The sequence below is a fragment of the Streptococcus sp. ACS2 genome (genome assembly GCF_000525585.1).
In the GTDB taxonomy this organism is placed as follows: Bacteria; Bacillota; Bacilli; order Lactobacillales; family Streptococcaceae; genus Streptococcus.
On sequence record NZ_JALT01000012.1, the window covers coordinates 65,280 to 89,847 of the forward strand.

A 24,568-nucleotide genomic window follows, 5' to 3' on the forward strand; every position below is an offset into this window, starting at 1 on the left:
AGGTAATTATTATGGTTTTTAAAGCAGTAAGTGAAAAAATTGATTTTGATGCAGTTAAAGAATCAACTACATTAACAGGTGAAGCTCTTGCCAAGAAACAAGCTCGTGATAAAGAGCTTGAAGCAATCATCAAGGGTGAAGATGACCGTACGCTTTTGGTTATCGGTCCATGTTCATCTGATAATGAAGAAGCTGTTCTTGATTATGCTCACCGTTTGGCTAAACTTCAAGAAGAAGTTAAAGATAAAGTCTTTATGGTTATGCGTGTCTATACAGCTAAACCTCGTACAAATGGTGATGGCTATAAAGGACTTGTACACCAACCTGATGCTGAAGGGAAACCAAACCTAATCAATGGTATTAAGGCTGTACGTAATCTTCACTACCGTGTTATCACTGAAACTGGTATCACAACTGCTGATGAAATGCTTTACCCAGAAAACCTTCCTTTGGTAGATGACCTTGTGTCATATATTGCCATCGGTGCACGTTCTGTAGAAGACCAACAACACCGTTTTGTTGCATCAGGTATTGATGTTCCAACTGGTATGAAGAACCCAACATCAGGGAACCTTAACGTTATGTTTAATGGTATCTACGCTGCACAAAACAAACAAAACTTCCTCTTTAACGGTGAAGAAGTTGAAACATCAGGTAACCCATTGGCACACGTTATTCTTCGTGGTTCAACGAATGAATATGGTAAAAACGTGCCTAACTTCTACTATGATGATGTTCTTGAAACAATCGAACACTATGAACAAATGGGCCTTGAAAATCCATTCATCGTTATTGATACAAACCATGATAACTCAGGTAAACGTTACTTGGAACAAATCCGTATCGTTCGTCAAACCTTGATTAACCGTGACTGGAATGAAAAAATCAACAAAGTTGCACGTGGTTTCATGATTGAATCTTACCTTGAAGATGGCCGTCAAGATGCGCCAGATGTCTATGGTAAATCAATCACTGACCCATGTCTTGGTTGGGATAAGACAGAAGAATTGATTCGTGAAATCCACGATACTTTGTCAAAATAATAAGGTAACAGAAACCATATATGGGGAGTGAACCGTTTGGATGACCAAGCGGTTCGCTCTCTTTTCACAAAGAGAGGGAAATAGATGGGAATTCATCAAAATAGTCCGCTGATTGATGTAGCGGAAGTAAGGAAATTGCATGCTCTTACGGGAGACGCACTAGTAACTAAACAGGCTAATGATGAGGCCTTGGCAAAAATTATCAAGGGTGAGGACAAACGTATTCTCTTGGTTATTGGTCCATGTTCATCTGATAATGAAGAAGCCGTTCTTGACTATGCTCACCGTTTGGCCAAACTTCAGGAAGAAGTGAAGGATAAAATCTTTATTGTTATGCGTGTTTATACAGCTAAACCACGTACTAATGGGGACGGTTATAAGGGGCTTATCCACCAGCCAGATGCAGAGGGGGATGTAGACCTTCTTGCTGGGGTTAAGGCGGTTCGCCACCTTCAGTCACGTATTATTACTGAAACAGGCCTTCCAATCGCTGACGAGATGCTTTATCCGTCAAATCTTTCCTTCTTTGATGATCTGCTTAGCTATCACGCTATTGGAGCACGTTCTGTCGAGGACCAAGAACACCGCTTTGTAGCTTCAGGTATTGATGTGCCAATTGGCTTGAAGAACCCAACGTCAGGGAATTTGAATGTCATGTTTAATGGTATCTATGCTGCGCAGAATCAACAGCATTTCCTTTACAATGGTGCTGAAGTTAAAACAGATGGTAACCCACTCGCTCACGCTATCCTGCGTGGCGCCAACAATGAAAATGGTCAGAACATTGTCAACTACCATTACGAGGACTTGGTTAAGGCTTTGGACAAGTATAGTGCACTTAATCTGGAAAACCCATTTATTCTTGTTGATACAAACCATGACAACTCAGGTAAAAACTTCATGGAGCAAGTTCGTATTGTGCGTGAAGTCCTTCTTAACCGTGAGTGGGATGAGCGTATCGCGGATACCGTGCGTGGCTTTATGATTGAGTCTTACCTTGAGGATGGTCGTCAAGACACACCTGAAGTTTATGGGAAATCAATTACAGATCCATGTCTTGGTTGGGATAAGACAGATAGCCTTATTCGTGAAATCCACAATCGACTTTCGTTATAATTATGATTTTTGGACATGGTATAGACTTGCAGGAAATTTCAGCTGTAAAAAAGGCTTATGACCGTAATCCACGCTTTGCAAAAAAGGTATTGACACCAAAAGAGTGGGAGCGTTTTGAATCCCTTTCTGGTAATCGTCAGATGTCTTATTTAGCAGGGCGCTGGGCCGGTAAGGAAGCATTTTCAAAGGCTTGGGGTACTGGTATTGGAGCAGTTGGCTTTAAGGATATTGAAATATTGACCAATGACAAGGGAGCTCCAGTGGTGACCCAATCACCTTTTGAAGGCAAGGTTTTTATCTCGATTTCCCATAGCGGTGATTTTGTTCAGGCAAGCGTCATTTTAGAAAAAAACTAAGAGATAGATGTTGGAAGAGGATAGCTTATGATTTCAAGTTTACATCGACCAACCTTGGCAAAGGTTGATCTATCAGCAATTTCAGAAAATATTGAACAAGTGGTTAGTCACATCCCTAAACAGGTAAAGACTTTTGCAGTTGTTAAGGCCAATGCTTATGGTCATGGTGCTGTCGAAGTGGCCAAGCATGTATCTAAGCAGGTGGATGGTTTTTGTGTTTCCAACTTAGACGAGGCGCTTGAACTTCGTCAAGCTGGCTTAGAACAACCGATACTTATTTTAGGAGTCGTCTTGCCAGACGAGGTTCCTTTGGCTATTCAAGAAAACATCACGCTGACGGTAGCTTCGCTAGAGTGGTTGGAAATGGTTAAGGATCAAGGGCTTGATTTAACTGGTTTGACCTGTCATATTAAGGTTGATTCAGGTATGGGCCGTATTGGGGTGCGTAGCCAAGAGGATGCGGATAGCTTGATTGCTGGTCTTAAATCACTTGGTGCGGATGTCGAAGGTATTTTTACTCATTTTGCAACGGCTGATGAGGCAGATGATAGTAAATTCAAGCGTCAATTGGCCTTCTTCACGGACTTAGTTAATAACTTGGTGGACCGTCCTCGCTTGGTACATGCTAGCAACTCTGCGACGAGTATCTGGCATGCAGAAACAGTCTTTAATGCGGTACGTCTAGGTGTTGTTATCTATGGTCTCAATCCTAGTGGTAGTGTTTTAGACCTTCCCTATAACATTCGTCCTGCTTTAAGTTTGGAGACTGCACTTGTTCATGTTAAGATCCTACCAGCAGGTCAAGATGTGGGGTATGGTGCAACCTATACGACGACAGCTGATGAGGTTATTGGAACCATTCCGATTGGCTATGCGGATGGTTGGACCAGAGATTTACAAGGTTTCCACGTTATTGTGGATGGACAGTTTTGTCCTATTGTTGGGCGTGTGTCTATGGACCAGATTACCGTTCGTCTTCCTAAGGTTTATCCCCTAGGAACTCCTGTCACTCTTATGGGTGAAAATGGGGGAGCAAGTATTACTGCGACAGAGGTGGCTGAAAAACGTGGCACTATCAACTACGAAGTTCTTTGTTTACTTAGTGACCGCGTACCTCGTAGCTATGATTAATATCAATAAAAAGAGAAATCCAGTTTGATACTGGATTTTTTGGTTTTAGTGAAGACCATTTTCATGTGTTATAATAGCTGATAAGGCTTCCTTTTTCACGGGAAGAAGAACACGATAGAAATGATAGAGGATATGATTCAACTAGATTCACCAATTGCGGATTTGAAAGGCTTTGGGCCTAAGTCCGCTGAAAAATTTACCAAATTAGATTTATACACGGTTGGGGACCTCTTGCTTTATTTTCCTTTCCGATATGAGGATTTTAAGAGTAAGTCTATCTTTGAACTGATGGATGGCGAAAAGGCTGTTATTACGGGAACAGTGGTGACGCCTGCCAATGTGCAGTATTATGGCTTTAAACGGAATCGTCTGAGTTTTAAAATCAAGCAAGGAGAGGCTGTGATTGCCATTAGTTTCTTCAACCAACCTTATCTTGTGGACAAGATTGAGATGGGGGCAGAAGTGGCTATTTTTGGCAAATGGGACCAGAAGAAGTCTGCAGTGACTGGTATGAAAGTGTTGGCTCAAGTTGAGGACGATATGCAGCCAGTCTATCATGTGGCCCAGGGTGTTAGTCAAGCCCAACTGATAAAGGCCATAAAGGCAGCTTTTGATAGTGGGGCCCTTAATTTGTTGGAGGAAAATCTCCATCAGGTGCTGCTGGACAAGTACCGTCTCATGGGACGTCAAGAGGCTGTGCGTGCCATGCATTTTCCGAAAGATTTGGCTGAATATAAGCAGGCTCTACGTAGGACCAAGTTTGAGGAGCTCTTTTATTTTCAGATGAATTTACAGGTGCTGAAGGCTGAAAATAAGTCCGAAACCAATGGTCTAGCAATTGCTTACGATGAAGCCAAAATCAAAGCCAAAATTGCAGCATTACCATTCCCCTTAACAGAGGCCCAACAGCGTAGTTTATCGGAAATTCTAGCTGATATGAAATCTGGGGCTCATATGAACCGTCTCTTGCAAGGAGATGTGGGCTCAGGGAAAACAGTTATCGCTAGCTTGGCTATGTATGGGGCCTATACGGCAGGATTTCAGTCTGCCCTCATGGTACCGACGGAAATCTTAGCAGAGCAGCATTATCAGAGTTTACAGGGCCTTTTTCCTGAGTTAGAGGTAGTGCTCCTAACTTCTGGAATGAAGGCCGCGGATAAGAAAGTAGCCCTTTCCAAAATCGAGTCTGGGGAGGCTCAGATGATTGTGGGAACCCACTCGTTGATTCAAGATGCAGTGACTTATCATAGTCTTGGGCTAGTCATTACTGATGAACAGCACCGATTTGGAGTTAATCAACGTCGTATTTTCCGTGAGAAGGGTGACAATCCTGATGTCCTCATGATGACGGCAACACCTATTCCTAGGACCTTGGCAATCACTGCCTTTGGGGAGATGGATGTATCTATCATTGACCAGATGCCGGCTGGGCGTAAGCCCATTATTACCCGTTGGGTCAAACATGAGCAGTTAGATACCGTACTGACTTGGATTAAGGGTGAGTTGGAAAAAGATGCTCAGGTCTATTTTATTTCTCCTCTGATTGAAGAGTCTGAGGCTCTTGATTTGAAAAATGCGGTGGCTCTTCATCAGGAACTCACAGAGTTCTTTGGGGATTCAGCTACAGTAGCTCTGATGCACGGTCGTATGAAAAATGATGAAAAAGACCAAATTATGCAAGATTTCAAGGACAGAAAATCTCAGATTTTAGTATCAACCACAGTTATCGAAGTAGGTGTTAACGTGCCAAATGCTACAGTTATGGTCATTATGGATGCGGATCGTTTTGGACTTAGCCAGCTTCACCAGCTTCGAGGGCGTGTAGGTCGTGGCGATAAGCAGTCCTACTGTGTTTTGGTGGCTAATCCTAAGAATGATACCGGGAAAAAACGCATGCAGGCCATGTGTGAGACTACAGATGGTTTTGTTCTAGCCGAAGAGGACCTTAAAATGCGTGGTTCAGGAGAAATCTTTGGAACACGTCAGTCAGGAATTCCTGAATTTCAAGTGGCTGATATTGTGGAAGACTACAATATCTTAGAGGAAGCCAGACGGGTGGCTAGCCAAATTGTATCTGACCCTAACTGGCGTGAGAATCCTGATTGGCAGGTGCTAGGAGCTTATTTGAGAAGCCAAGGCGAGTTTGATTAAGGAGGAAAACCATGAAAAAGAAACGGTTAAAAATTCGATTTTTCTTATGATGTTAGGTCTTATATTTTATTTTTTCGCCTTCATCTTGATTTGGTTTATTACCGAATTGACAAAGCTGATAGAAGGAAAGACAGACTTTCATACCCTATATCTTTATTCACTTCTTATCTCTCTAGTTTGTTCGGTATTACTGATTATGTACGTCGCGGGTTTTATAGCTCAGCTGATTATCCATATACAGCATCAAAAGGAAAGGACGCTTTTGCCGGTCTGGTGTATGCTTACGGCTGTACTGATGCTTGTGCCCCTATTCGAAGATTTTAGTATCTTAGGCTCGTCCTGGAATTTTAAAGGGTATTTTCTTTCCATAGTTGCCTACATTGCCTATCTCTTTACAAAGCTACCCAAGGTTATTGAAAGTTACCGCTATCATGCGACAATTCGCTATGCCGTTTGGGTGGCTCTGGTCTTGGGAATTCTTTTATCCATGCTTTAGACAGAAAAACTCTCAGTAAACTCACTGAGAGTTTTAAGTTTCCTTCAAGCTTATTACAAGCTTTCTTTAAGTTAGGCAACCTATAATAAAACCATCAAAACGAGATAGGTTTTGATAATAAAACGTTTTGGCTTAGCCAAACCATTCCTACGAAGGAGGACAAAACAATGACAGTAAAAATTAAAGTAACCTACAACCGAAATTTCCAGAAGCATCCTCAAGACTTTAAGGTTTATCAAAACTAGTATTGATGCTAGGAAGAGGCTAAATTTACCCATATTCTACAACTTTCATCCCTCATTTTCCAAAATCCCTTTTTTCCTTTTTTTCATAACGTAGAATCCCTCTTCTTAAACTCATAAAAAGTCTAGACGGAAGCATGACCAGTCTAGGCGATTAACATAAGTAAGCTAACCAGTTGAGATTTTCTTGACTGGTTTTTATTTTTTGAATTTTAGATAAAAAATATCGAAAAACGATAAAAATGTGTTGACAAGGAGAAATAAAGAGTGTAATATATAATTATCGATAAACGATAATAAGTTTTCGATAAAGATAACCTTATTCGCGAAAAAGAGAAATTATATACCAAAAACTATTTAATAAAGGAAATACTTATCATGAAAACACTTAAAACAATCATCAACGCAGTTCTTATTCTTCTTATGGCAATCTACGGTCTTGCAATGCTTGCTTTACTTATCCTTCCTTTTGTGGATGTGACTAATCTTTTCCCAGGTGCTGAGGTTCATTACCTTTCTGGATGGGGTTACTGGCTTGTATCAGAGTTACAATTTGCCTTCTATCTTGCCTTGATTTGGCTCCTTCGTAAAGAGCTTAAAGACTTTACTTGGAAGGCATTTTGGACAGAAGATTTTTCTCTCTTCTTGAAAAAGGCTGCTCTTCTAACCTTTGTGCCATCAGCCTTGAATATCTTCTTACAGTTGGGAACGACTAATCACCTTGTAGTGGACTTCAGCACATCAGTCTGGCTCCTCTTGGTCTCTCTAGCTTGTGATGCTGTCCGTCTTCGTAAGGGACAAACAGCTGTCAAATAATTGAAGGAATCTTATTTGAAAAGTAGTAAAATCTTACCTATAAACTAGTATTTTATATTGATATTCGATATAATTGATACTGTTAATAGTTAGCTAATGATTTAGTATGAGGTCAAGGGCTCCTAGAGGCACCTTGGCTTTTTCTAGTCTATGCTCAAAGAAATCAAATGAATTTACAATCGAGGTAACACATGACAACTATCTTATTTTATTTTTTAATCATCCTAGCCTTGGCTGGCTCTAGTTATTATGGTTGGAGATCGGCCAAAAGTGCTAAAAATCGTCAGGAAACGCAAGAACAGAAACGTCTACGTAGTATTCTCCTGTTCGTTAATGTCCTCCTTTTTGCGGGCTTTTTAAGTCTTGTTATTACCATTCTTAATGGTGCCTTTATCCTGACTGGTCATGAAGGACTCTTACACCAAGGTTTGCGTATGCTTCTTGGTTCGGGAGTTACCGTGAAAAGTAGTAGCACTAGTCTGACGCTTTTTACAGCAACCATTGATTTCCTTCGTATGTCAGTCAACATAGGCTTCTTGTTGTGTCTACGTGCCTTTCTGATTAATCTTTATCGTTCTGATATTTTTATCGCTAAAAATGCTAAGTTGGTTCGTTGGTCAGCACATTTGCTAGTTCTTGGGGCCTTTATCAATAATGGTATCTTTACATTTGGGACAGGCAACCAGAGTTATAGTTTTTTTAACATAAGTTATTTGCTAGTTAGCTTTGTTCTCTATGCTGTTGCCATGATTTTGACTAAGGCTAATGCCATTGCTGAGGAAAATGAGTACACGATTTAGGAGGGGCTTATGATTATTGTCAATTTGGACGTTGAACTTGCCAAAAAGAAGATGCGCTCGGGTGAGCTGGCAGAACGGATTGGTATTACTCCAGCCAATCTCTCGGTTCTTAAGACAGGCAAGGCCAAGGCAATCCGTTTTACAACACTGGACGCTATTTGTAAGGAGTTAGATTGCCAACCAGGAGATATTCTTGAATATAGACCAGATGAAGAAAATTAAAAGCCTGAAGCAGTTCAGTCACTTCTCTAGTGATCATGCTTCAAGCTTTTTATTTTTTCTTCAACCATGCGACCAGGGCTAGACTGGCTAGCACGGTGCCACAGACCATGGCGATATGTGTTTTTGAGACTGTCAGCTCATAGTGGAAATCTTTATTTTCCAATTTATCGCTTGCTTCAATACTAAGTTTCATGTTTTATCCCTCGATATAGTCTTTCAATTCTTGACCTTTGAGTCCGGCACTGAGTGCGATGAGGAGTTTGAGGCGAGCTTTTGGTGCATTGAGTTCTTTAACAAACATAACACCAGCTTCTTGGAGTTTGACCCCACCCCCTTCATAGGCGTAGACAGGTTCGGCGATACCGTTGAAACAGCGGGAAACGAGCACAACAGGGACTCCTTTGTCCATAAGCTTTGTGATTTCTCCTGCTGCTAGTGGTGGGAGGTTTCCAGCACCTAGTGCCTCGATAACTACCCCATCAATCTTTTCAGGGTCCAGGAGACTGATGATACCATCTCCAATCCCCATCCCTGCATAGGCTTTTATGATTGGTACTGTTCCTGTAATTTGTTCCAAGTCAAAGCGAACACGAGGCTCAGCAGTTTTGAACCAGAGGATATCATGCTTCATGATGATGCCTAGTGGACCATGGGTTGGCGTGTGGAAGGTTGCCACGTTTGTGGTATGGGTCTTAGTCACATACTTGGCTGCATGGATTTCATCATTCATCACGATCAGGATTCCTTTGTCAGCGGCCTTGTCGTCGCTAGCAACGCGTAGGGCTGATAGATAGTTATAGACACCGTCGCTTCCTAGCTCGTTTGACGAACGCATGGCACCAGTTAGAACGATTGGAATCTCAGGGACGGCCATGGTATCTAGGAAGTAGGCTGTTTCTTCCAAGGTATCTGTCCCATGAGTGATGACCACACCATCATATTGACCAGCTGTTTCCTTGATTTTTTTGTAAATATCCAGCATGTGGTAGGGTGTGATATGTGGGCTAGGGATATTAAGAAAATCGAGAATGGTTAGTTCTAAATTATCTAAATCAAGTCCCACATGGTTCATGGGATTATCAGCGTTTTGGCTGACCCTGCCATCATTATCCGCTGACATGGAAATGGTCCCTCCAGTGTGAAGGACTAGGATTTTTTTTGTCATTTATACTACTCACTATCATATTTATGTTATAATTTATTTTAGCATAAAATGTTAGAAGGAGGGGAGCTCGGTGGCCATTAAAGCAGTCTTTTTTGATATTGATGGGACTTTTCTAAATGACCGAAAACGCGTGTCTAGTTCAACCAAAAAAGCCATCAGTCAAATGAAGGAAGATGGTATCTTAGTTGGTTTGGCAACTGGTCGTGGTCCAGGATTTGTTCAGCCTTTCATGGACAATCTGGGTCTGGATTTTGCAGTGACTTATAATGGTCAGTATATCTTGACCCACGACAAGGTTCTCTATCAAAACCAGCTCCCTAAATCAACTATCTACAACTTGATCCGCTATGCTACCAAGCACCGTAGAGAGATTTCTCTGGGGACTAGCACAGGACTGGTTGGTTCCAATATCATCAGTATGGGGACTAGCAAGTTTGGGCAAATGGTAAGCCGTATTGTACCAAAGTCTTGGGCTAAGATGGTGGAACGTAGTTTCAAATCCTTAATTCGTCGTTTCAAGCCACAAAGCATGGAGACCCTCAAAACAATCATGCGCGAACCGGTTTATCAGGTGGTTATGGTAGCGACAGTGGGTGAAACCCAGGCTATCGAGGAAAAATTTCCACACGTGAAGATTACACGTTCGAGCCCTTATTCAGCTGATATCATTTCAGCTGGACAGTCTAAACTTAAAGGAATTGCCCATCTAGGTGAGGTTTTTGGTTTCGAACTCAGCGAGGTTATGGCCTTCGGAGATTCGGAAAATGACCTAGAAATGCTATCTGGTGTTGGTATTGGTGTTGCCATGGGAAATGGTGAAGACGAACTGAAAGACCAAGCTACCCATGTCACTGATACCAATAACCAAAACGGGATTGCAAAAGCCTTGTCCCATTATGGTTTGATTCACTTTGAAACAGAGAATTCATTCACCAGTGATGATGACAACTTTAACAAGGTTAAGGATTTCCACCATTTGATGGATGGCTCTACCAATGATATGCCTCGTGTCTATAGTATAGAAGAAGCTAGTCATCGTTCGGACTTCAAGTTGGAAGAAATCGTCGAATTCCTTTATGCTTCATCAGGTGGGGACAAGCGTGTCTTTGGACAAGCTGTTTTGGATCTACATGCCGCTCTTGATAAGGCTGCGCTCAAGGTTAGTTCTAAGGAGCACCCAGAGTCAACTATGGTTGGCCAAGTGGATGCTTTGACAGATTTGCTTTATTTGACCTATGGTTCATTTGTTCTTATGGGGGTGGATCCTAAGCCTTTCTTTGATACCGTTCATGAGGCTAATATGGGTAAAATTTTCCCAGATGGCAAGGCTCACTTTGATCCAGTGACTCATAAAATCCTTAAACCGAGTGACTGGGAAGAGCGCTTTGCGCCAGAACCTCATATAAAACGAGAGTTGGATCGTCAGATTCAGAAATCTATCCAAAGAAATAAATAAGAAGATAAAAAGGTTTGGACAGTCTGTTCCGAACCTTTTTCTAATAAAAATGACATTTATTAATAGCTCTATTTGTGATAAAATAAAGTCATTCTATGTATTTTTAAGGAGAATATTATGACTAAAGCAGATTGGTTAGATTTTTTTGAAGCCATCAATGGTCGTTCAGCGACTGAAGAAGAAATTGCAGCAGCACTAGCAGCTGGTGAGTTCCAAGATGACGCCCCAGCTGTAGAAACTGCTCCAGCACAAGAAGCGCCAGCGCAACCAGCTTTCGCTAGTACCCAAGAAACACCAGCACAAGAGGCGCAGCCACAGCCAACTTTCGCTGGTGCACAAGAGGCGCAACCACAGCCAACTTTCGCTGGTGCACAAGAAGCGCAACAACAACCGACTTTTGCAAGTGTACAAGAAGCACAACCGCAAGCTCCTTTTGCCAATGCTCAGGCAGCACAACCTCAACCAACCTTTGCGGGCGCTCAAACTGCTCCAGTACAAGGAGTACCAAATCAAGCGGCGCAACCACAAGCTGGTTTTGCCAATGCTCAAGCTGGTCAACAAGCAGCTTTTGCTAACGGTCAACCTCTTCAACCAGGTCAAAACGTCCAATTTATCAACGGTCAAGCTGTAGTTGTTCCAGCACAACCATCAGCATTTGGGACAACTTTCAAAAACTACTGGACATGGTTGCTTAATGCATGGCGTCGTCCAGCAGACATGACAGATTATGGTAAACACAATGGTTGGCTTAACTATATCTTCTTGTCACTCTTCACTGGACTTGCCTTCTTTGCAATCTTGAGCGCTATGGCACGTAAAGTGGTTAGCGCAGTTGTATCAACAACAAACGCATTGGCTAGCATTTTTGGTTCTTATGGAACAGATAGTTACTCATCTTCAATTTCAAGCCATACATCTAGCATTGGTTTTGGAGCTTTCTTCGCAAGTATTCTAGCTGCCTTCCTCTTCATCTTTGCCTTTATCTTGGCAGGGTTTGTGACACGTAAGGCTATCTTCCGTGATCCTGAGACTACTTTCTTGAATAGCTTTGACCGTTTTGGTCGCTTGACATCATTGGCCTTGCCGATCTTGCTCGTAACAATCTTGTTCGGAGCTATTGGACTTGTTGGCTTCCCACTTTTCTTGTTCTATGTTGTTTACTTCTTATTTGCACTTGCAAACCTCTTTACAATTGTTCCTGTAACAACAGCGTGGAAGGCTGATAAGTTCTATCAAATGATCTTGGCAGCACTTTTGAATGGTGTAATTTTGTCAATCTTGTTTGCAATCGTATTTACTATTATGTCATCATTTATGGTGGGGCTTCTATTCTAATATAAGTAAACCTCTAGCATTTTTTGAAAAAGTAAGTTTATAGGAGTCTTTATGGCAACAAAAGAAAAGTGGATTGATTTATTTGAAAAGGCAGTTGGTCGTCCGCCCCATGCTTTGGAGATTGAAGAAGGCCAGAAAGCAGACTTTGACTTAAAGGCTATTAAAGGCATTGCGGCAATGGGCTTGGACCAAGAAGCCACTCCTTCTAAACCAACAGAAGAAGTTGATGAGTATGACGTTGCCGAGGAAGTATTTGAAGATGTACCGCTTGGTGACGAAGAAGAAACGACTCCTTTAGAAACAGAGGAGCTTGCACCAGTATCTCAAGCAGATCAAGGTCAAGCTGAAGAAAATTCAGAGGCTGCTTCTAAAGAAGCACAAGCTATCTGGATGAAGGCTTTTAAAACCTATGTTGGACGTCAACCCCTTCCTGAGGAATTCCTACTTGGTAAGTCTTCAGGTTATGATGTGTCAACCATCCATCAGTTTATCTCAGATGGTAAGGCTGCGAAACCAGCCAAGCCAGCTATGGCTAAAGGGAAGAAAATCCTGATTATTGCTGGTGTTGTTGCAGCAGTCTTAGCGCTTGCTGGTTATGGCTTTGGTTCTTATTACTACTCACGTGGTCAAGTAGCAGAGCGTTATGAAGCAGCAGTTAAGAAGAGCTTTAAAGATAGCTTGGAATACCAAGTATGGTCTGATACTAAAAAGGAAATTAAAACATCTGAAGTCAAGTACACAGACACTAAAAGTACACAAGCCTATAGCAAGAGCCAACTCATGTCTGGCGAACGTATGCAAAAGGTTGGACGTCAGTTCCTTATTTTTCCTAAGTGGCGAGTCGTGGTAGATCCTGGAACGGTTGATTTGACTGTTAATACAGCTGATTTGAATGTGACCATTAACGGGGTTTCTTACGCGACTACAGATGGTAATAACTACACGGCTAAATTGAATCATCTCTATCCAGGAACTTACAATTTTGTGGCTTCTGGTAAGGTAAATGATCAAGATATCACTGTCTCATCTGAGGAAAATGTGACCTCTAAAACAGAAGTCAATCTTTCTGTAGAGTATCTTAGCTTTACTGTTAAGTCTAATCTTAAGGATGGAGACCTCTACGTTGGTGGTACCAAGATTGGAACCCTTAACTCAGGGAAACTAGATGTTAACAAGGTAGCAGTAGCTGGATCATCAGCCGTTTATGTTAAGAAGAATTTCGAAGATGGTAGCTCTATCAAGACAGAGACACTGTCTATTAAGAAACTCTCTGAAGGTCAAACGGTTACTCTAGATGCTGATGGTGTTCTTGATCGTGATACGGCAGATCGTCTTTTGACTGCTGCCTACGGTAAATTTGGTAGCTACGCTTCTAATCACAACACAACACCAGATGGTGTATCCGACATTTTCCTTAATGGTACTGATGATACCATGTACAAGGATGTAACAGCTGATATTGATAGAAATACTACGGGTGCTAAAAACCGTGCTGCTGATAGTATTTCTTTCTCAGATGTTGACGTCACAGAAGTCGTTCAGACTGGTGAGAAGACCTTCAAGGTGACCTTCACAGCAGTTTATGATTTCTATTATGGTTATGATTCGAAATTTAAGTCATCAGGAGATATCAAAGATAAAATCTCTTGGTCATGTAATGTGGAATATGTTGGTGACGATAGCGACTCTAGCAGTAGTGGTTCTAACTACAGCGACTACCGTATCAATGGTAAGGCTGGTGAATCACAAAAAGTGAGTCGTGAAGATACTGTGAAGTAGTAGTTGCTTGTCCAGTTAGTCAGCATTGAACAGATTACAAATGGGAGGGAGTCCTCCACACTAAAAATGAGAACTTGGCAACAGCCAGGTTCTTTTGTTTGTCTGTTTTTACCTCTTAGGGGCTAAACCGTGCCACTTGCCCAAAAGGCCTTGTTTTGTGTAAAGCAGTTGTTATAATGGAAGCATCAAAAGGACAGGAAAGGAGTCTTATGAAAGTTAGAATCGAATTAGACCCATCCATGGATGAGCCTGAAATCTTGATTCGAGCTCCTCGGTTAACACAGGAATTAGCCCAGCTCCAAGAGTCTATTCTAAAGCAAAAGTTAGTTCCTTTAGCTTTTTACAAGGATCGCAGTGAATATTTTCTGGATTTGGCAGATATTCTCTTTTTTGAAACAGACGGGGAGAAAATTTATGGTCATACTAAGGATGAGGCATATGAGGTAAAGCAAAAACTCTACGAATTGGAAGAATTGCTTCCGATTGCCTTTTGTCGGATTTCCAAATCGACGATTGTTAATGCTAAGCAGATTTATTCTTTGGAGAAGTCTTTTTCAGGGACCAGCACGGTGAATTTCTATCAGACCCACAAGCAGGTTCATGTATCAAGACGCTACTATCAAGTTTTAAAAGAACGACTAAACGAAATGAGGTAAGATAATGAGAAAGAAATTAATTGGGGTCCTCTTGATCCTTTTGGCAGCTTTGGTAATTGTACAGAACTACTTTATAAAATGGGAAATTAGTATTTGGATGTTGGCCTGGGTGGTCTTACTGGCTATCTTATCCCTTTCTAGTCTTTTGAAGCGACATTTTGGTCTTGGTTTCGCCTATGGTATTGTGGCTCTTTTCTCACTCAATGGACAGTTCCATTTTCTTCCAGTGTCTAATTCGGTCGTCATCCTTTCTTCCATTCTTGCAGTTATTGGCTTGAACATTCTCTTCAATTCTTCTAGTAAAACAAAGAATCGTTTTGGATTGGGTTCTACTGGTTCGGAGGCTAATAATGGTGGAAATGATATTGATGTCACTTTTTCAGCAGTGACCAAATATCTCAATGACAAGCAATTTACGCATGGGAGTGCAGATGTTAGTTTAGGACAGGCTTCCGTTTATTTTGATAATTGCCGTATTGAGGGGCCGTCTGCCCAGTTTGACGTGGACGTTTCTCTTGGAAGTCTTAGTCTCTATGTGCCCAGTGATTGGCGAGTGCATGTGAATGTGGATAATTCTCTCTCAGCTGTACAGCATGAGGAAAATCCTAGCAATTTGACCAGCAAGGACTTCTACATCAAAGGCGATGTTTCCTTGGGTAATTTAGAAATTATCTATGTTGGTGAGAGTTCAATTGATTAAGTTAGGAGAGAGGTTGCTATAAACATGACAATTTAGGAGGGCAATAGCTCTGGGCTTCCTAAGTTCATCAAGTCTTTCAAATCAACTAATACTCAAGGGAGTGGGACAAGGAACAATTTTTAAAAAGTTGTTCGGTCCTACTCCCTTTTTTCCTATTTTATAGTCTCTTTTTTTGTGATAATATAGTATAGTGAAAAAAACTAGACTGGAATAACTTTACTCTTTTGGAGTTTTATGTGACAGCGATGATGGAGATAATCTAAGCGGATGCCTGCTTGGAGCGATAGTCAAGTAAACTCAAAATGAGGCTAGAAGGGAAATTGTTATGAGAAAAAAAGCGATTGGTATTGATTTAGGAACAACGAATTCCGTCATGGCTGTTGTTCGTGAAGATGTGCCAGAGATTATTCCGATGGGAACGAATGACGATCAGGTCCTACGTTCAGCGGTTTATTTCTCAAATATTAGTGGCCAAAACCATGTGTCTTTTGGTAAGGAAGCCATTGAACGTGGGACAGAAATCGGAAGTACAGAAAATTTTAAATTTGACTTTAAACGTGATATTGGGCGTCCAATTGCTAGTGATACACCAGACCACACACGTGTCAATTCTATTATTCTTTCGGCCTTGGTTTTGAACGAATTTCGTAAACGCGCTTATGTAGTTGGTCAGGAGATGGGTCAGGCAGATGGTATCAAGGACGCTGTTATCACAGTGCCTGCCTACTTTACGTCAGATCAACGTGCGGCAACTAAGAATGCTGGTCGTATTGCAGGATTTAATGTTTTGCGTATTATCAATGAGCCTACAGCTGCGGCCATTGCCTATGCCCACACTAAAAATGCCCAAGGCAATGTCTTGGTCTTTGACCTAGGTGGAGGAACATTTGACGTTACCATCATGCGCGTGGCTGATCATGCCTATGATATTTTGGCAACTGACGGGAATTCACGCCTTGGTGGGATTGACTTTGATAAGCGTCTTGTGGGCTACATCATGCAGGAGTTGGAAAAACAAGGGGTCAATATGACTAACCTTTCCGAGAAGGAAAAAATTCAACTTCAATATAAGGCTGAGCAGATTAAGACTAGTCTATCTGTGAATGACCAAGCTCTCTATGAGCACTATGTCAATGGTCAAGGTTACGGTGTCTTGATTACTCAAGCGATTTTCAATGAAATTACCTTGGACCTTCTCAAAGATACTGAAATCAAGGTGCAATCTACCCTTCAAGCATCTGGCTTGAAATGGGAAGAGATTGACCATATTCTTCTTGTGGGTGGGTCAACACGTATGCCAATGATTCGTCAGATGATTCGCCTGATGAGTGGTTTGGAACCTAAGTTTGACCTTAATCCAGACACTATCGTGGCACAGGGAGCTTCTATTTTGGCTGACCTTATCGTCAATAATGAGGTTAGCTTCTCTGAACACCAGGATGGTAAGACAACTGAGACAGATAGAGTAGTTGTTAAGGATGTTACCTCTCAGGGAATCGGTCTGCTCTTCAAGAAAAATCCAAACAAAAACTACAGCTTTGTGGGTGACTACTATAATAGTGTTGTGGTTCCACGTAACTCGGTCTTGCCTTTGGCTGTTACTAAGGATCTCTTTGCGGTTGTGGATGGACAGAGCAAGTTCAAGCTTCGTATCACAGAAGGAAATTACGAGAATCCATTTGCTGTGAAGATTTTAGGACAAGTGGAAGGGCAAGTGCCACAACCTCGTCAGAAAGGCGATCTCTTGGCGCAAGTCACCTATGCCTTTGACTCAGAACAAATTGTTACTGTGACAGTGTCGGACCCTCGAAGCAATACTGTTGTGGCACGTTTTTCAGTCAATGCACAAGTCAACCAAACCCAAGAAGTGGTTAAGGAAGATTTGTCAGAACTTCAAGCTATTTTTGCTAAATTCATCTCATGATAGACTACTACAAAGCAATTGATACAGAGACAGGACAGGAAGTGCCCTATTTAAGAGAGGTCAGTAACCGTATCTCTCCAGAGATGTCGGCTCAAGATTGTTTCGTGGCCCTTTCCTTTTTACGTGAGGAGCTGGAGGAGCTCTGGACAAATGGTACCTTGGATAAAGAAGGTGAGCGTTTGCGCAGTGAGCTCTACACGATTCGCTCAATCTTTTTCTCAGACCATGAGAAGTTACAATACGACCGAAAGCTTAGACAGGCTCAGAGAAAGACCTTGGAAGTTGACAAGGGGACGACCACTGATGCTAGCAATGTATCAGGTAAAAAGGAAATCCCTTTTGAACCTGTTGCGGTGACTCAGACTAAAGAGTCACCTCTTAAAAATTACCTCTTTGCGGCCTTTGCCTTTGTGATTCTACTAAGCTTGATTCTCTTCTTCAATATCAATGTCATCGTTCTTATTATCGGAGCCATTCTAATTGTGGCTTTGATGTTACTTATGTCTTAGGAGATATTAATGGAAACCAATCAATTAACATTTGAACATATCTGTTTCAAATATAAGGGAAATGATAACCAGCTCTTTACAGATTTGGATGTTACTATGGAGACTGGCCAAGTTGTCGGTATCTTGGGTGCTTCTGGTTCAGGGAAAACAACGTTAACAGAGATTCTCCTAGGCCAGCTTAAACCGACTTGCCAACAATTTCGTATTTTAGAAAATGGCAAACCTGTGACTGCGGGTTCACGCTCTTGGTCCTATGTACCTCAACAAAATCTCCTACGTGAGTACCTCAAGGTATCTGAGACCTTTGATTTTTATGCGGACCACCATCTGAAAGGGAGTGGTAAGCTGACTAAAAAGCATCGCATTGCAGGCATCATGGATGATTTAGGCTTGACGGAATTTGCTAATAAGAAGATCTCAGAGCTTTCTGGTGGGCAAAAACGCCGTGTCTCTATTGGTATTGAGCTTCTTAGCCCTAGTCCCTACTTTATTCTTGATGAGCCGTCTTCAGGTTTGGATGCCCTTAGTGATCGTAATCTCTTACGTACCTTGAAAATCTTGGCTAAATCAGCTAACAAGTCTATTGTGGTTATTACTCACAATACAGAAAATTTGGCTATTTTTGACAAGATCATCTTCTTGTCTAAGGGACGTCCGACATTTGCAGGAACCTATGAAGAGTTGCTTTTGGAATACAAGACTAGCGATCCTTATATGATTCGTAAATATATGGATATGAATATAGCAGATGTTTATCAAGAGCTCAATGCTTCAACACGTATTTACAAGATTTAGGGAGACTTATGAACGCAGCATTACGATTAAGTTGGTATAAATTTAAACACCACTACATGGATTTTGTGAAGGTTCTTCTGGGCATTGTCGCTTTCGAAGGCTTAATCCTCTATATCCAAGACAAGGGATTTTTGAAAGATTTCGAAACAACTCGAATGACCCTCTTTCTCTTGCTTTTCTCAACCAGTCTCTTGATTGTGGTTCAAAACAGTATTTATATTTCTAAGGAACGCTCGGTCCTCAACCGTGACTTTTTCTCAGGTTTGAGTCGTTCAGCCTTCGCCTTGGCTAGTATGGGGATTCACGCCTTCTTTGCTGTTTTGGAAACCATTGTCTTTATCCTATCTTACTCTGTCTTTAGTAAGTTCTTTGACAAGGAATTTCCAGACGCTGGTCATATTTTTGGTTCCTACCGTTGGGAAGTTGGGATTACAGTGCTCCTGGTTTTCTTGGCGTCGCATTTTATTGCCCTCTTTATCTCAGCCTTGGTTGGCAAATCTGAGATTACCTCTGTTATCCTAGCAGTTGTTGTGGGTATCATGCAATTTTCATTGTCGGGAACTATCCTGTCTTTGCCAAAAGCCATTGATTGGGTACAAAAATTTATCTATCTAGGTTATGGGCACAAGCTTTTTGGGATTTCTAGTGACCTGTCAGACTTGCCATCTAGTTTGGCTAAGTACAGGGTCCCTGTTCCTAAGAGCCAGTTGGAGGCCTTTCAAGGGTCTACAGGTGAATTCTGGGGCCAATGGTGGGCTTTGGTACTTCATTGCCTAGTTTATGCCCTACTCTTTTTCGTCACACTTCAGAAGAAGGAGAAATAAATGCAACAATATGATGAATGGCTGATTGACTTCCAAGTGCAGTATGGTCGCAAGCCAAGTGATAAGGAAGTTGCCGAAGCTGCTAAGACTGGTTTTGCTCTTTCTAGTGGTTTAAGCAGACAGAAAAATTCTAAATTCAGACAAGTCTTGTCTAAGGTTGGTTTGGGAGATCTCAAGTTTAGCTGGTTTTTAGTTTTGGAAATTTTGCTCTTGATTTGTATCGCCCTCTTTGGCTATGTTGTTGGCTATCTATTTATCTAGGAGGACCTCATGAAACAGTTTAAACATAAAAAGTTTATCGGTTTGGCCTTGATTGTCTTTTTGGTCTTCATGGTACTTGGAAAATACACTCAGAGCACGGCTTTTACATCGTCTTCAAGAGTTTATGCCACAACCGTTGTCGATAAGAATACCGGGAACAAGGTGCGTTTTGAAGTCCGAAAAATCAAGGGAGACAAATACGAAGTTAAAAATACGGAGACTGGGGATACCTATCAGGCCAATGCCCAAGCCGGTGAAGACCGTTCTTTGAGCTTTAAGTTGGCTGGAACTGACGGTAGCTCAGATGGTACTATCCGTATCACACCAAGTATGGTGCCTGGAGGAGATGCAAAGGTTGAAATGACTGACTCAAACACCTATACTCAGGTTGAGGGAGGTTCTGAAGTCGTTGAGTCTAGCGAGGCTTCGTCTAGTTCTTCAAGTAGCCAAGTTAAAAGCATTATTAAGGATATTTTGGAATCAAGTAGTTCATCCTCTGGTAGCGACGCAAGCTCAGAGTCGTCTTCTAACGATCCAAATAAGCCAAATGCAGATATCAAGACTAAGACGGATGTTAATGGTGATAAGGAAACCACTTATATTGCAGACTATTCGACTGAGGACATTAAGTCTATCACGGAAGCTTTTGGGAAATGGCTCTATCAGTCTGACTATGCCAAGGATGCTGTTTTAGTTCAAAGCAGTTTTGACAGTATCACTAAGGTCAATGATGGTAGTCCAACCTTCCTTTCATTTAAGGCACCTAAGGAAAAAGGTAGCAGCCAAACGATTACCATACTTGCTAATCTCATCAATGCGGATGGCTATGAACATATTACTGGTGTTCCGAGTGGTATCATCAATGGTAAGGAAGTCTCAAACTATGATTTCAAGGACTATAAAAACACGGTTGATTCCTTTGCTCTAGGAATTAATGAAAATAGTGGTAAGACCGCCGACTATAGCCCAACATCATCCTTCCGTCTTTATACCTTGAAGGATAAGAAACATGCTATGTATGAAGATGATGCCGCTGAACAAAAAGCCCTCTTTAAGGACTTTTCAGCTGATGATAAAACTGGTGGCAATTATAATGGCTACAACAAGCTCTATAAGGATTTGGTTGACCAAGATAAGGATTCTTACCAAATTGTTCTCGGATCTAATGGTACTGTTTATTATGTGACGAACTACTGGAAGGGCAATTATGATAAGAAGGCTGTTCAGACCTATAAGGTGGCACCAGACGACATGCAAGAGGCTTACCAAGAGCTACTCAAGCATTACTCTAGTGCTAGCACGTCTGATAGCTCAGAATCTTCAAGTTCTTCACAAACATCAGAGTCATCATCAAGCTCATCAGAGGCCAAAACAGAATCGAAAACTGAAACTAAGACCGATCAAACAGGCATGGATGTTAATGCTATCAAGGATAATAACTTCCAAAGCCTTGAAGGGACTTGGAAGAATGGGAATGGTAATAGTTTGACATTTTCTAAGGATCAAGTAACTGCACCAACAGATTATGAGGTTCAAAATGCTAATTCTAGTCTTGAAAATGGCTACCTGAGAGCGAGCCTAAGAACAGGAATGTATGGCGCAATAATCTTTTTCATCCCGAAAGGTACGACATTACCGAATGTATCAGGAGACTATCCTGATGCTTCAGATAATACCAAAGACCGTATCCTAGTGACCCAATCAGGAAGTGGACAATCTGACGCCAAACAATTCTACTACAAGGCTGACTAGACCTGACAAGGGTGAAAGTCTTAAAAAGTAATGTTATAACCTAAAAGTTGAGATAAAATTGTCTCAACTTTTTATGTTACATTTGTAACTTTAATTTAATAGTAAGTCCATCTTCTATAAATAAATGGATTCTTAGAGGTATTATAGACTTTATTAGAAAATTAATTATTGTGAAAACTTACAAAAAGCTATATAATGAGTAGTGTTGTAAAAAGGGCTTCCTAGGGGATTTTTGAGGAAGTTTCTTAAATCAGATTAAAGGGAGAGGGGGAAAAGAATGACTTCTATTATTGAATCGCTATTTGCTGTTTTTAAAGATTTTCATTGGCTAGTATCTATAGATACACTCTTGATTTTCTTTGTCAATTATCTGATGTTTCATGCAGCTGGTAGGGTCAAGATTTCTTGGAGGCTACTTTTATTAGGTGGTCTTTTGTCAGTTGTTTTGACTCCCCTTCTTCCTATGGGATTCAAATTTTTACTTAATCCTCTCATATTATTTTGTTTTAGTTATTACAAACGTCCAGACTTGCCATGGATAGAGCCGGTATTTAATAGCTTTTATGCCTGGGGAACAACTAATATCATTATACGGGGCTTGTCATTAATCGTCTTTCCTTTACTTTTGGGAGCCGACTTGACTAGCCGTATTCCAGAATCTTTAACGGAGTTTATCTGTGTGGTAGTTACCTATCCTATTTACCTCTTGGTTCACCGTTTTATTGGTTATGAATATTTGCAGGTCGAGGAAAAGGAGCGCTTGCGCATACACTTCACCCCTATTGTTATTGGGGTTAGCTTTGCCTTTCTTTCATATGGGCTTTTAAATGAATTCATGCCTTACTTTGCTAGTATCTGGCCTGTGGAAGTGGTTAACAATTATGCTAAGTTGGTCGTTCTATTGGCAACAGGCGCCTTCTTTATCGTTGTTTCCTATGCCAATCAGTGGATAAAGGATGAACTTTTTCTGGAGTTGAAAGAGGAGCAGGAACGTCATTTCCAGAGCTTACAGGAATCTAGTAGGCATATCCTCCATCTTTATCAGGAGTTATACCGTGATGGAGTGCCTAAGGTAGTTGTACCTAAGAAGGCTAAGACTGTTCTGGCTACTAGTCAAGAGGGAGACAGTCAAAACCTATCTGAGGAAGAAGTTCCCTTCAGCAAGGTTATGCCAGATATTTCCAACCTGCTTTCTCAATTGTTACGTTCCGTCATTGAGAGTAAGTATATGGAGTTTAATGCTGTTGGAATTGATTTTATCATGGAGGTTCCAGACCCTATATCCCCATCCCATATTGATATAGTGGATTTATCAGCTGTCCTAATGACCTTCTTGGACAATGCCTTGTTGAGAGCTCATGGTCAAGAAAATAGCTTAGTTCGTCTGTCTTATTACCAAAGTGGTGAGGTTCAGGTTCTCTCTGTAGAGACAACCCTTTCGCAAGACAGTGCTGATGCACCTCACAAGGCGTACGAGAATCATCTGTCAATCAATGAACAGCTCGAAGATATTATGGAGCGTTACCCTCAGTCTAAACTTAGCTTTAAGAATGATAAGTTCATCTATAGACAGCAATTTGAATGCTAAACAACTTGTAAAAAATATATAGAAAGGAGATTCGATGTTTGAATCGTTTTTGGGAATAAATTTTTTAAATCTCTATAATACAGATGCCTTTCTAGCCATTCAGATTATTATAACGCTGACGATAAACTGTGCTATTTTCAAACGAATGACAGACATTCGTATCTCCTGGACGGTGTTTCTGACCTTAGCCCTGCTAGATGTGGTCCTTCAGTATAATATTAAGAGTATGAACATGATTGCTGATGTCTTTATTCTGATGGTTTTGGCTATTCTGGCTAAAGGAAAGACTTGGACGGTAACGCAGTATGCTTTTCATACCTTGTTTCCAGTGGTGACATCAGATTTGCTTTATCGTTTATTGGGACTCTTCTTTATTCCCCTTCTCTTAAATCTCCCTGTAGCTGAGGTGGGGTCTAATGCACTTTTCTATCTCTTATCTTACGGTTTGATTTTGCCACTTTATTTTGTTTTTGACCGTTTCTTGGGCTTGGATTTGAAGCGTTGGAAGGTCTATAGTGATGACTCTTTCCATAACCTCCAGATTTCTAGAAGAGCGGCCTTAGCCATGGCTACTTATTTATTGGGAATCTTTCTCAGTATGAATTTAGATGACTGGTTACCTGGTTATTCTTTAGATTTGGAATTGAGACTTCGTATGTTAGGGGTTCTCTTGTCTGCGGTGGCCTTTATTTTCCTAGTTGCTCATCTTAATCAACTGTCTAGGCAGTATTTGGAAGAGAGTTTGGCCATGGAGGAAAAACGACATTTGAATAGTTTGACCAAAGCCAACAAAAAGATTGATCTTCTCTACAATGAATTGTTACAATACAGACAGTCTTATCAGACGGTTGTGGAACAATTTTCAGAGGAAGTGCGTGACCAGGAAGAGGCCCTTGCTGAACAGGTGTATCAGAATGTTCTTAGAGAGAGTGCCAAGGAGTTTGAACGTTTCCGTGTCATTGATAATCCTAAGCTAGAAAATATTCAATCCTTGCCCTTACGTAGTCTTCTTTCGGCTCGTATGATGGAGGCTAAACGTAGTAATATTCCAGTGACTTGTGATATTCCTGAGGAGATTTCAGGCTTTACCATGAACGTGGTTGACCTGACCTTGCTGGTGTCCATTTTCTTTAGTAATGCGATTGATGAGAGTAAGCAGGTGCCTGCCAGTCAAATCAATTTTAGTTTTCATCGCCATGATAAGGATGGGAGTTACCATTTCGTCATGGAAAATAGGACGCAAGAAGAAAAAGTTGACCTTGATGCCATTATGCAGGAAGAAAATCAGAAGAAGACCTCTGGTCTTAACCTTCACTCAGCCAAGGATATTCTTAGGAAGTATAGTGATGCCAATCTGATTACAAGCAGTGGTGATTACCTCTTCAAACAGGAATTGATTTTTAAATAAATATATAGAGCTAAATCAAAGGATTTGGCTCTTTTTTTCGTTA

The 24,568-nt window shown here is 41.2% G+C and carries 24 protein-coding genes; 22 read left to right on the forward strand and 2 right to left on the reverse strand.

Annotated features, from left to right (window positions below; genetic code table 11):
• Window positions 1-11 precede the first annotated feature (11 nt).
• The 9 genes from HMPREF1517_RS01630 to HMPREF1517_RS01670 all read left to right on the forward strand — a co-directional run bounded on the left by HMPREF1517_RS01630 (window position 12) and on the right by HMPREF1517_RS01670 (window position 8,373).
• On the forward strand, window positions 12-1,043 hold the full coding sequence (locus HMPREF1517_RS01630) for a 3-deoxy-7-phosphoheptulonate synthase (protein WP_003094677.1): 1,032 nt from the start codon (window positions 12-14) through the stop codon (window positions 1,041-1,043).
• An 84-nt stretch (window positions 1,044-1,127) separates the two neighbouring features.
• A complete protein-coding gene (locus HMPREF1517_RS01635) occupies window positions 1,128-2,159 on the forward strand; it encodes a 3-deoxy-7-phosphoheptulonate synthase (protein WP_037599091.1) in 1,032 nt (343 codons plus the stop codon).
• A 2-nt stretch (window positions 2,160-2,161) separates the two neighbouring features.
• Entirely contained in the window at window positions 2,162-2,515 is a 354-nt protein-coding gene (acpS, locus tag HMPREF1517_RS01640; protein ID WP_002891813.1) for a holo-ACP synthase, read from the forward strand.
• Window positions 2,516-2,542: 27 nt separating this feature from the next.
• Window positions 2,543-3,646 (forward strand): alanine racemase, encoded by a 1,104-nt coding sequence (gene alr, locus HMPREF1517_RS01645; RefSeq protein WP_037599092.1) that lies wholly within the window; start codon window positions 2,543-2,545, stop codon window positions 3,644-3,646.
• A gap of 132 nt (window positions 3,647-3,778) precedes the next feature.
• Entirely contained in the window at window positions 3,779-5,797 is a 2,019-nt protein-coding gene (recG, locus tag HMPREF1517_RS01650; RefSeq protein WP_037599172.1) for an ATP-dependent DNA helicase RecG, read from the forward strand.
• A 277-nt stretch (window positions 5,798-6,074) separates the two neighbouring features.
• Window positions 6,075-6,293: a hypothetical protein gene (locus HMPREF1517_RS10605; protein WP_232219551.1), complete on the forward strand. Its 219-nt coding sequence runs from the start codon at window positions 6,075-6,077 to the stop codon at window positions 6,291-6,293.
• 620 nt (window positions 6,294-6,913) lie between these two features.
• The gene (locus HMPREF1517_RS01660) at window positions 6,914-7,351 is read left to right on the forward strand and encodes a hypothetical protein (RefSeq protein WP_037599093.1); all 438 of its coding nucleotides are present in this window, start codon (window positions 6,914-6,916) and stop codon (window positions 7,349-7,351) included.
• A gap of 191 nt (window positions 7,352-7,542) precedes the next feature.
• Window positions 7,543-8,151, forward strand: a complete 609-nt coding sequence (locus HMPREF1517_RS01665) for a DUF2975 domain-containing protein (RefSeq protein WP_037599094.1) — start codon at window positions 7,543-7,545, stop codon at window positions 8,149-8,151.
• Between the two features lie 9 nt (window positions 8,152-8,160).
• Window positions 8,161-8,373, forward strand: coding sequence for a helix-turn-helix domain-containing protein (locus tag HMPREF1517_RS01670; protein WP_002884695.1), 213 nt, complete (start codon window positions 8,161-8,163; stop codon window positions 8,371-8,373).
• A gap of 49 nt (window positions 8,374-8,422) precedes the next feature.
• Here the strand turns inward: HMPREF1517_RS01670 and HMPREF1517_RS10540 are convergent, their stop codons facing one another.
• Together HMPREF1517_RS10540 and HMPREF1517_RS01675 are read right to left on the reverse strand one after the other, a co-directional pair.
• On the reverse strand, window positions 8,423-8,566 hold the full coding sequence (locus HMPREF1517_RS10540) for a hypothetical protein (RefSeq protein WP_198017471.1): 144 nt from the start codon (window positions 8,564-8,566) through the stop codon (window positions 8,423-8,425).
• Between the two features lie 3 nt (window positions 8,567-8,569).
• Complete coding sequence (locus tag HMPREF1517_RS01675) at window positions 8,570-9,538, reverse strand: asparaginase (protein ID WP_037599095.1); 969 nt, start codon at window positions 9,536-9,538, stop codon at window positions 8,570-8,572.
• A gap of 70 nt (window positions 9,539-9,608) precedes the next feature.
• On the opposite strand from HMPREF1517_RS01675, the gene HMPREF1517_RS01680 reads away from it, so the two are divergent.
• From HMPREF1517_RS01680 to HMPREF1517_RS01740, 13 genes are all read left to right on the forward strand, one after another.
• Window positions 9,609-10,994, forward strand: coding sequence for a Cof-type HAD-IIB family hydrolase (locus HMPREF1517_RS01680; RefSeq protein WP_037599096.1), 1,386 nt, complete (start codon window positions 9,609-9,611; stop codon window positions 10,992-10,994).
• Window positions 10,995-11,111: 117 nt separating this feature from the next.
• A complete protein-coding gene (locus HMPREF1517_RS01685) occupies window positions 11,112-12,329 on the forward strand; it encodes a DUF6574 domain-containing protein (protein WP_037599097.1) in 1,218 nt (405 codons plus the stop codon).
• A 51-nt stretch (window positions 12,330-12,380) separates the two neighbouring features.
• The gene (locus HMPREF1517_RS01690) at window positions 12,381-14,108 is read left to right on the forward strand and encodes a zinc ribbon domain-containing protein (protein ID WP_037599098.1); all 1,728 of its coding nucleotides are present in this window, start codon (window positions 12,381-12,383) and stop codon (window positions 14,106-14,108) included.
• A gap of 209 nt (window positions 14,109-14,317) precedes the next feature.
• Complete coding sequence (locus HMPREF1517_RS01695; protein WP_004183428.1) at window positions 14,318-14,764, forward strand: LytTR family DNA-binding domain-containing protein; 447 nt, start codon at window positions 14,318-14,320, stop codon at window positions 14,762-14,764.
• 4 nt (window positions 14,765-14,768) lie between these two features.
• Window positions 14,769-15,464 (forward strand): LiaF transmembrane domain-containing protein, encoded by a 696-nt coding sequence (locus HMPREF1517_RS01700; RefSeq protein WP_037599099.1) that lies wholly within the window; start codon window positions 14,769-14,771, stop codon window positions 15,462-15,464.
• A 325-nt stretch (window positions 15,465-15,789) separates the two neighbouring features.
• A complete protein-coding gene (locus HMPREF1517_RS01705) occupies window positions 15,790-17,388 on the forward strand; it encodes an Hsp70 family protein (protein ID WP_037599100.1) in 1,599 nt (532 codons plus the stop codon).
• Entirely contained in the window at window positions 17,385-17,897 is a 513-nt protein-coding gene (locus tag HMPREF1517_RS01710) for a hypothetical protein (protein ID WP_037599101.1), read from the forward strand. Before HMPREF1517_RS01705 ends, HMPREF1517_RS01710 begins: the two co-directional genes overlap by 4 nt.
• A gap of 9 nt (window positions 17,898-17,906) precedes the next feature.
• A complete protein-coding gene (locus HMPREF1517_RS01715; protein ID WP_002891779.1) occupies window positions 17,907-18,692 on the forward strand; it encodes an ATP-binding cassette domain-containing protein in 786 nt (261 codons plus the stop codon).
• An 8-nt stretch (window positions 18,693-18,700) separates the two neighbouring features.
• Complete coding sequence (locus HMPREF1517_RS01720) at window positions 18,701-19,516, forward strand: ABC transporter permease (protein WP_002891777.1); 816 nt, start codon at window positions 18,701-18,703, stop codon at window positions 19,514-19,516.
• The gene (locus tag HMPREF1517_RS01725) at window positions 19,517-19,777 is read left to right on the forward strand and encodes a hypothetical protein (protein WP_002891774.1); all 261 of its coding nucleotides are present in this window, start codon (window positions 19,517-19,519) and stop codon (window positions 19,775-19,777) included.
• A gap of 9 nt (window positions 19,778-19,786) precedes the next feature.
• The gene (locus tag HMPREF1517_RS01730) at window positions 19,787-21,529 is read left to right on the forward strand and encodes a DUF6287 domain-containing protein (RefSeq protein ID WP_037599102.1); all 1,743 of its coding nucleotides are present in this window, start codon (window positions 19,787-19,789) and stop codon (window positions 21,527-21,529) included.
• A 277-nt stretch (window positions 21,530-21,806) separates the two neighbouring features.
• A complete protein-coding gene (locus HMPREF1517_RS01735; protein ID WP_002891771.1) occupies window positions 21,807-23,117 on the forward strand; it encodes a hypothetical protein in 1,311 nt (436 codons plus the stop codon).
• 34 nt (window positions 23,118-23,151) lie between these two features.
• Window positions 23,152-24,525: a GHKL domain-containing protein gene (locus tag HMPREF1517_RS01740; protein WP_037599103.1), complete on the forward strand. Its 1,374-nt coding sequence runs from the start codon at window positions 23,152-23,154 to the stop codon at window positions 24,523-24,525.
• Window positions 24,526-24,568 lie beyond the last annotated feature (43 nt).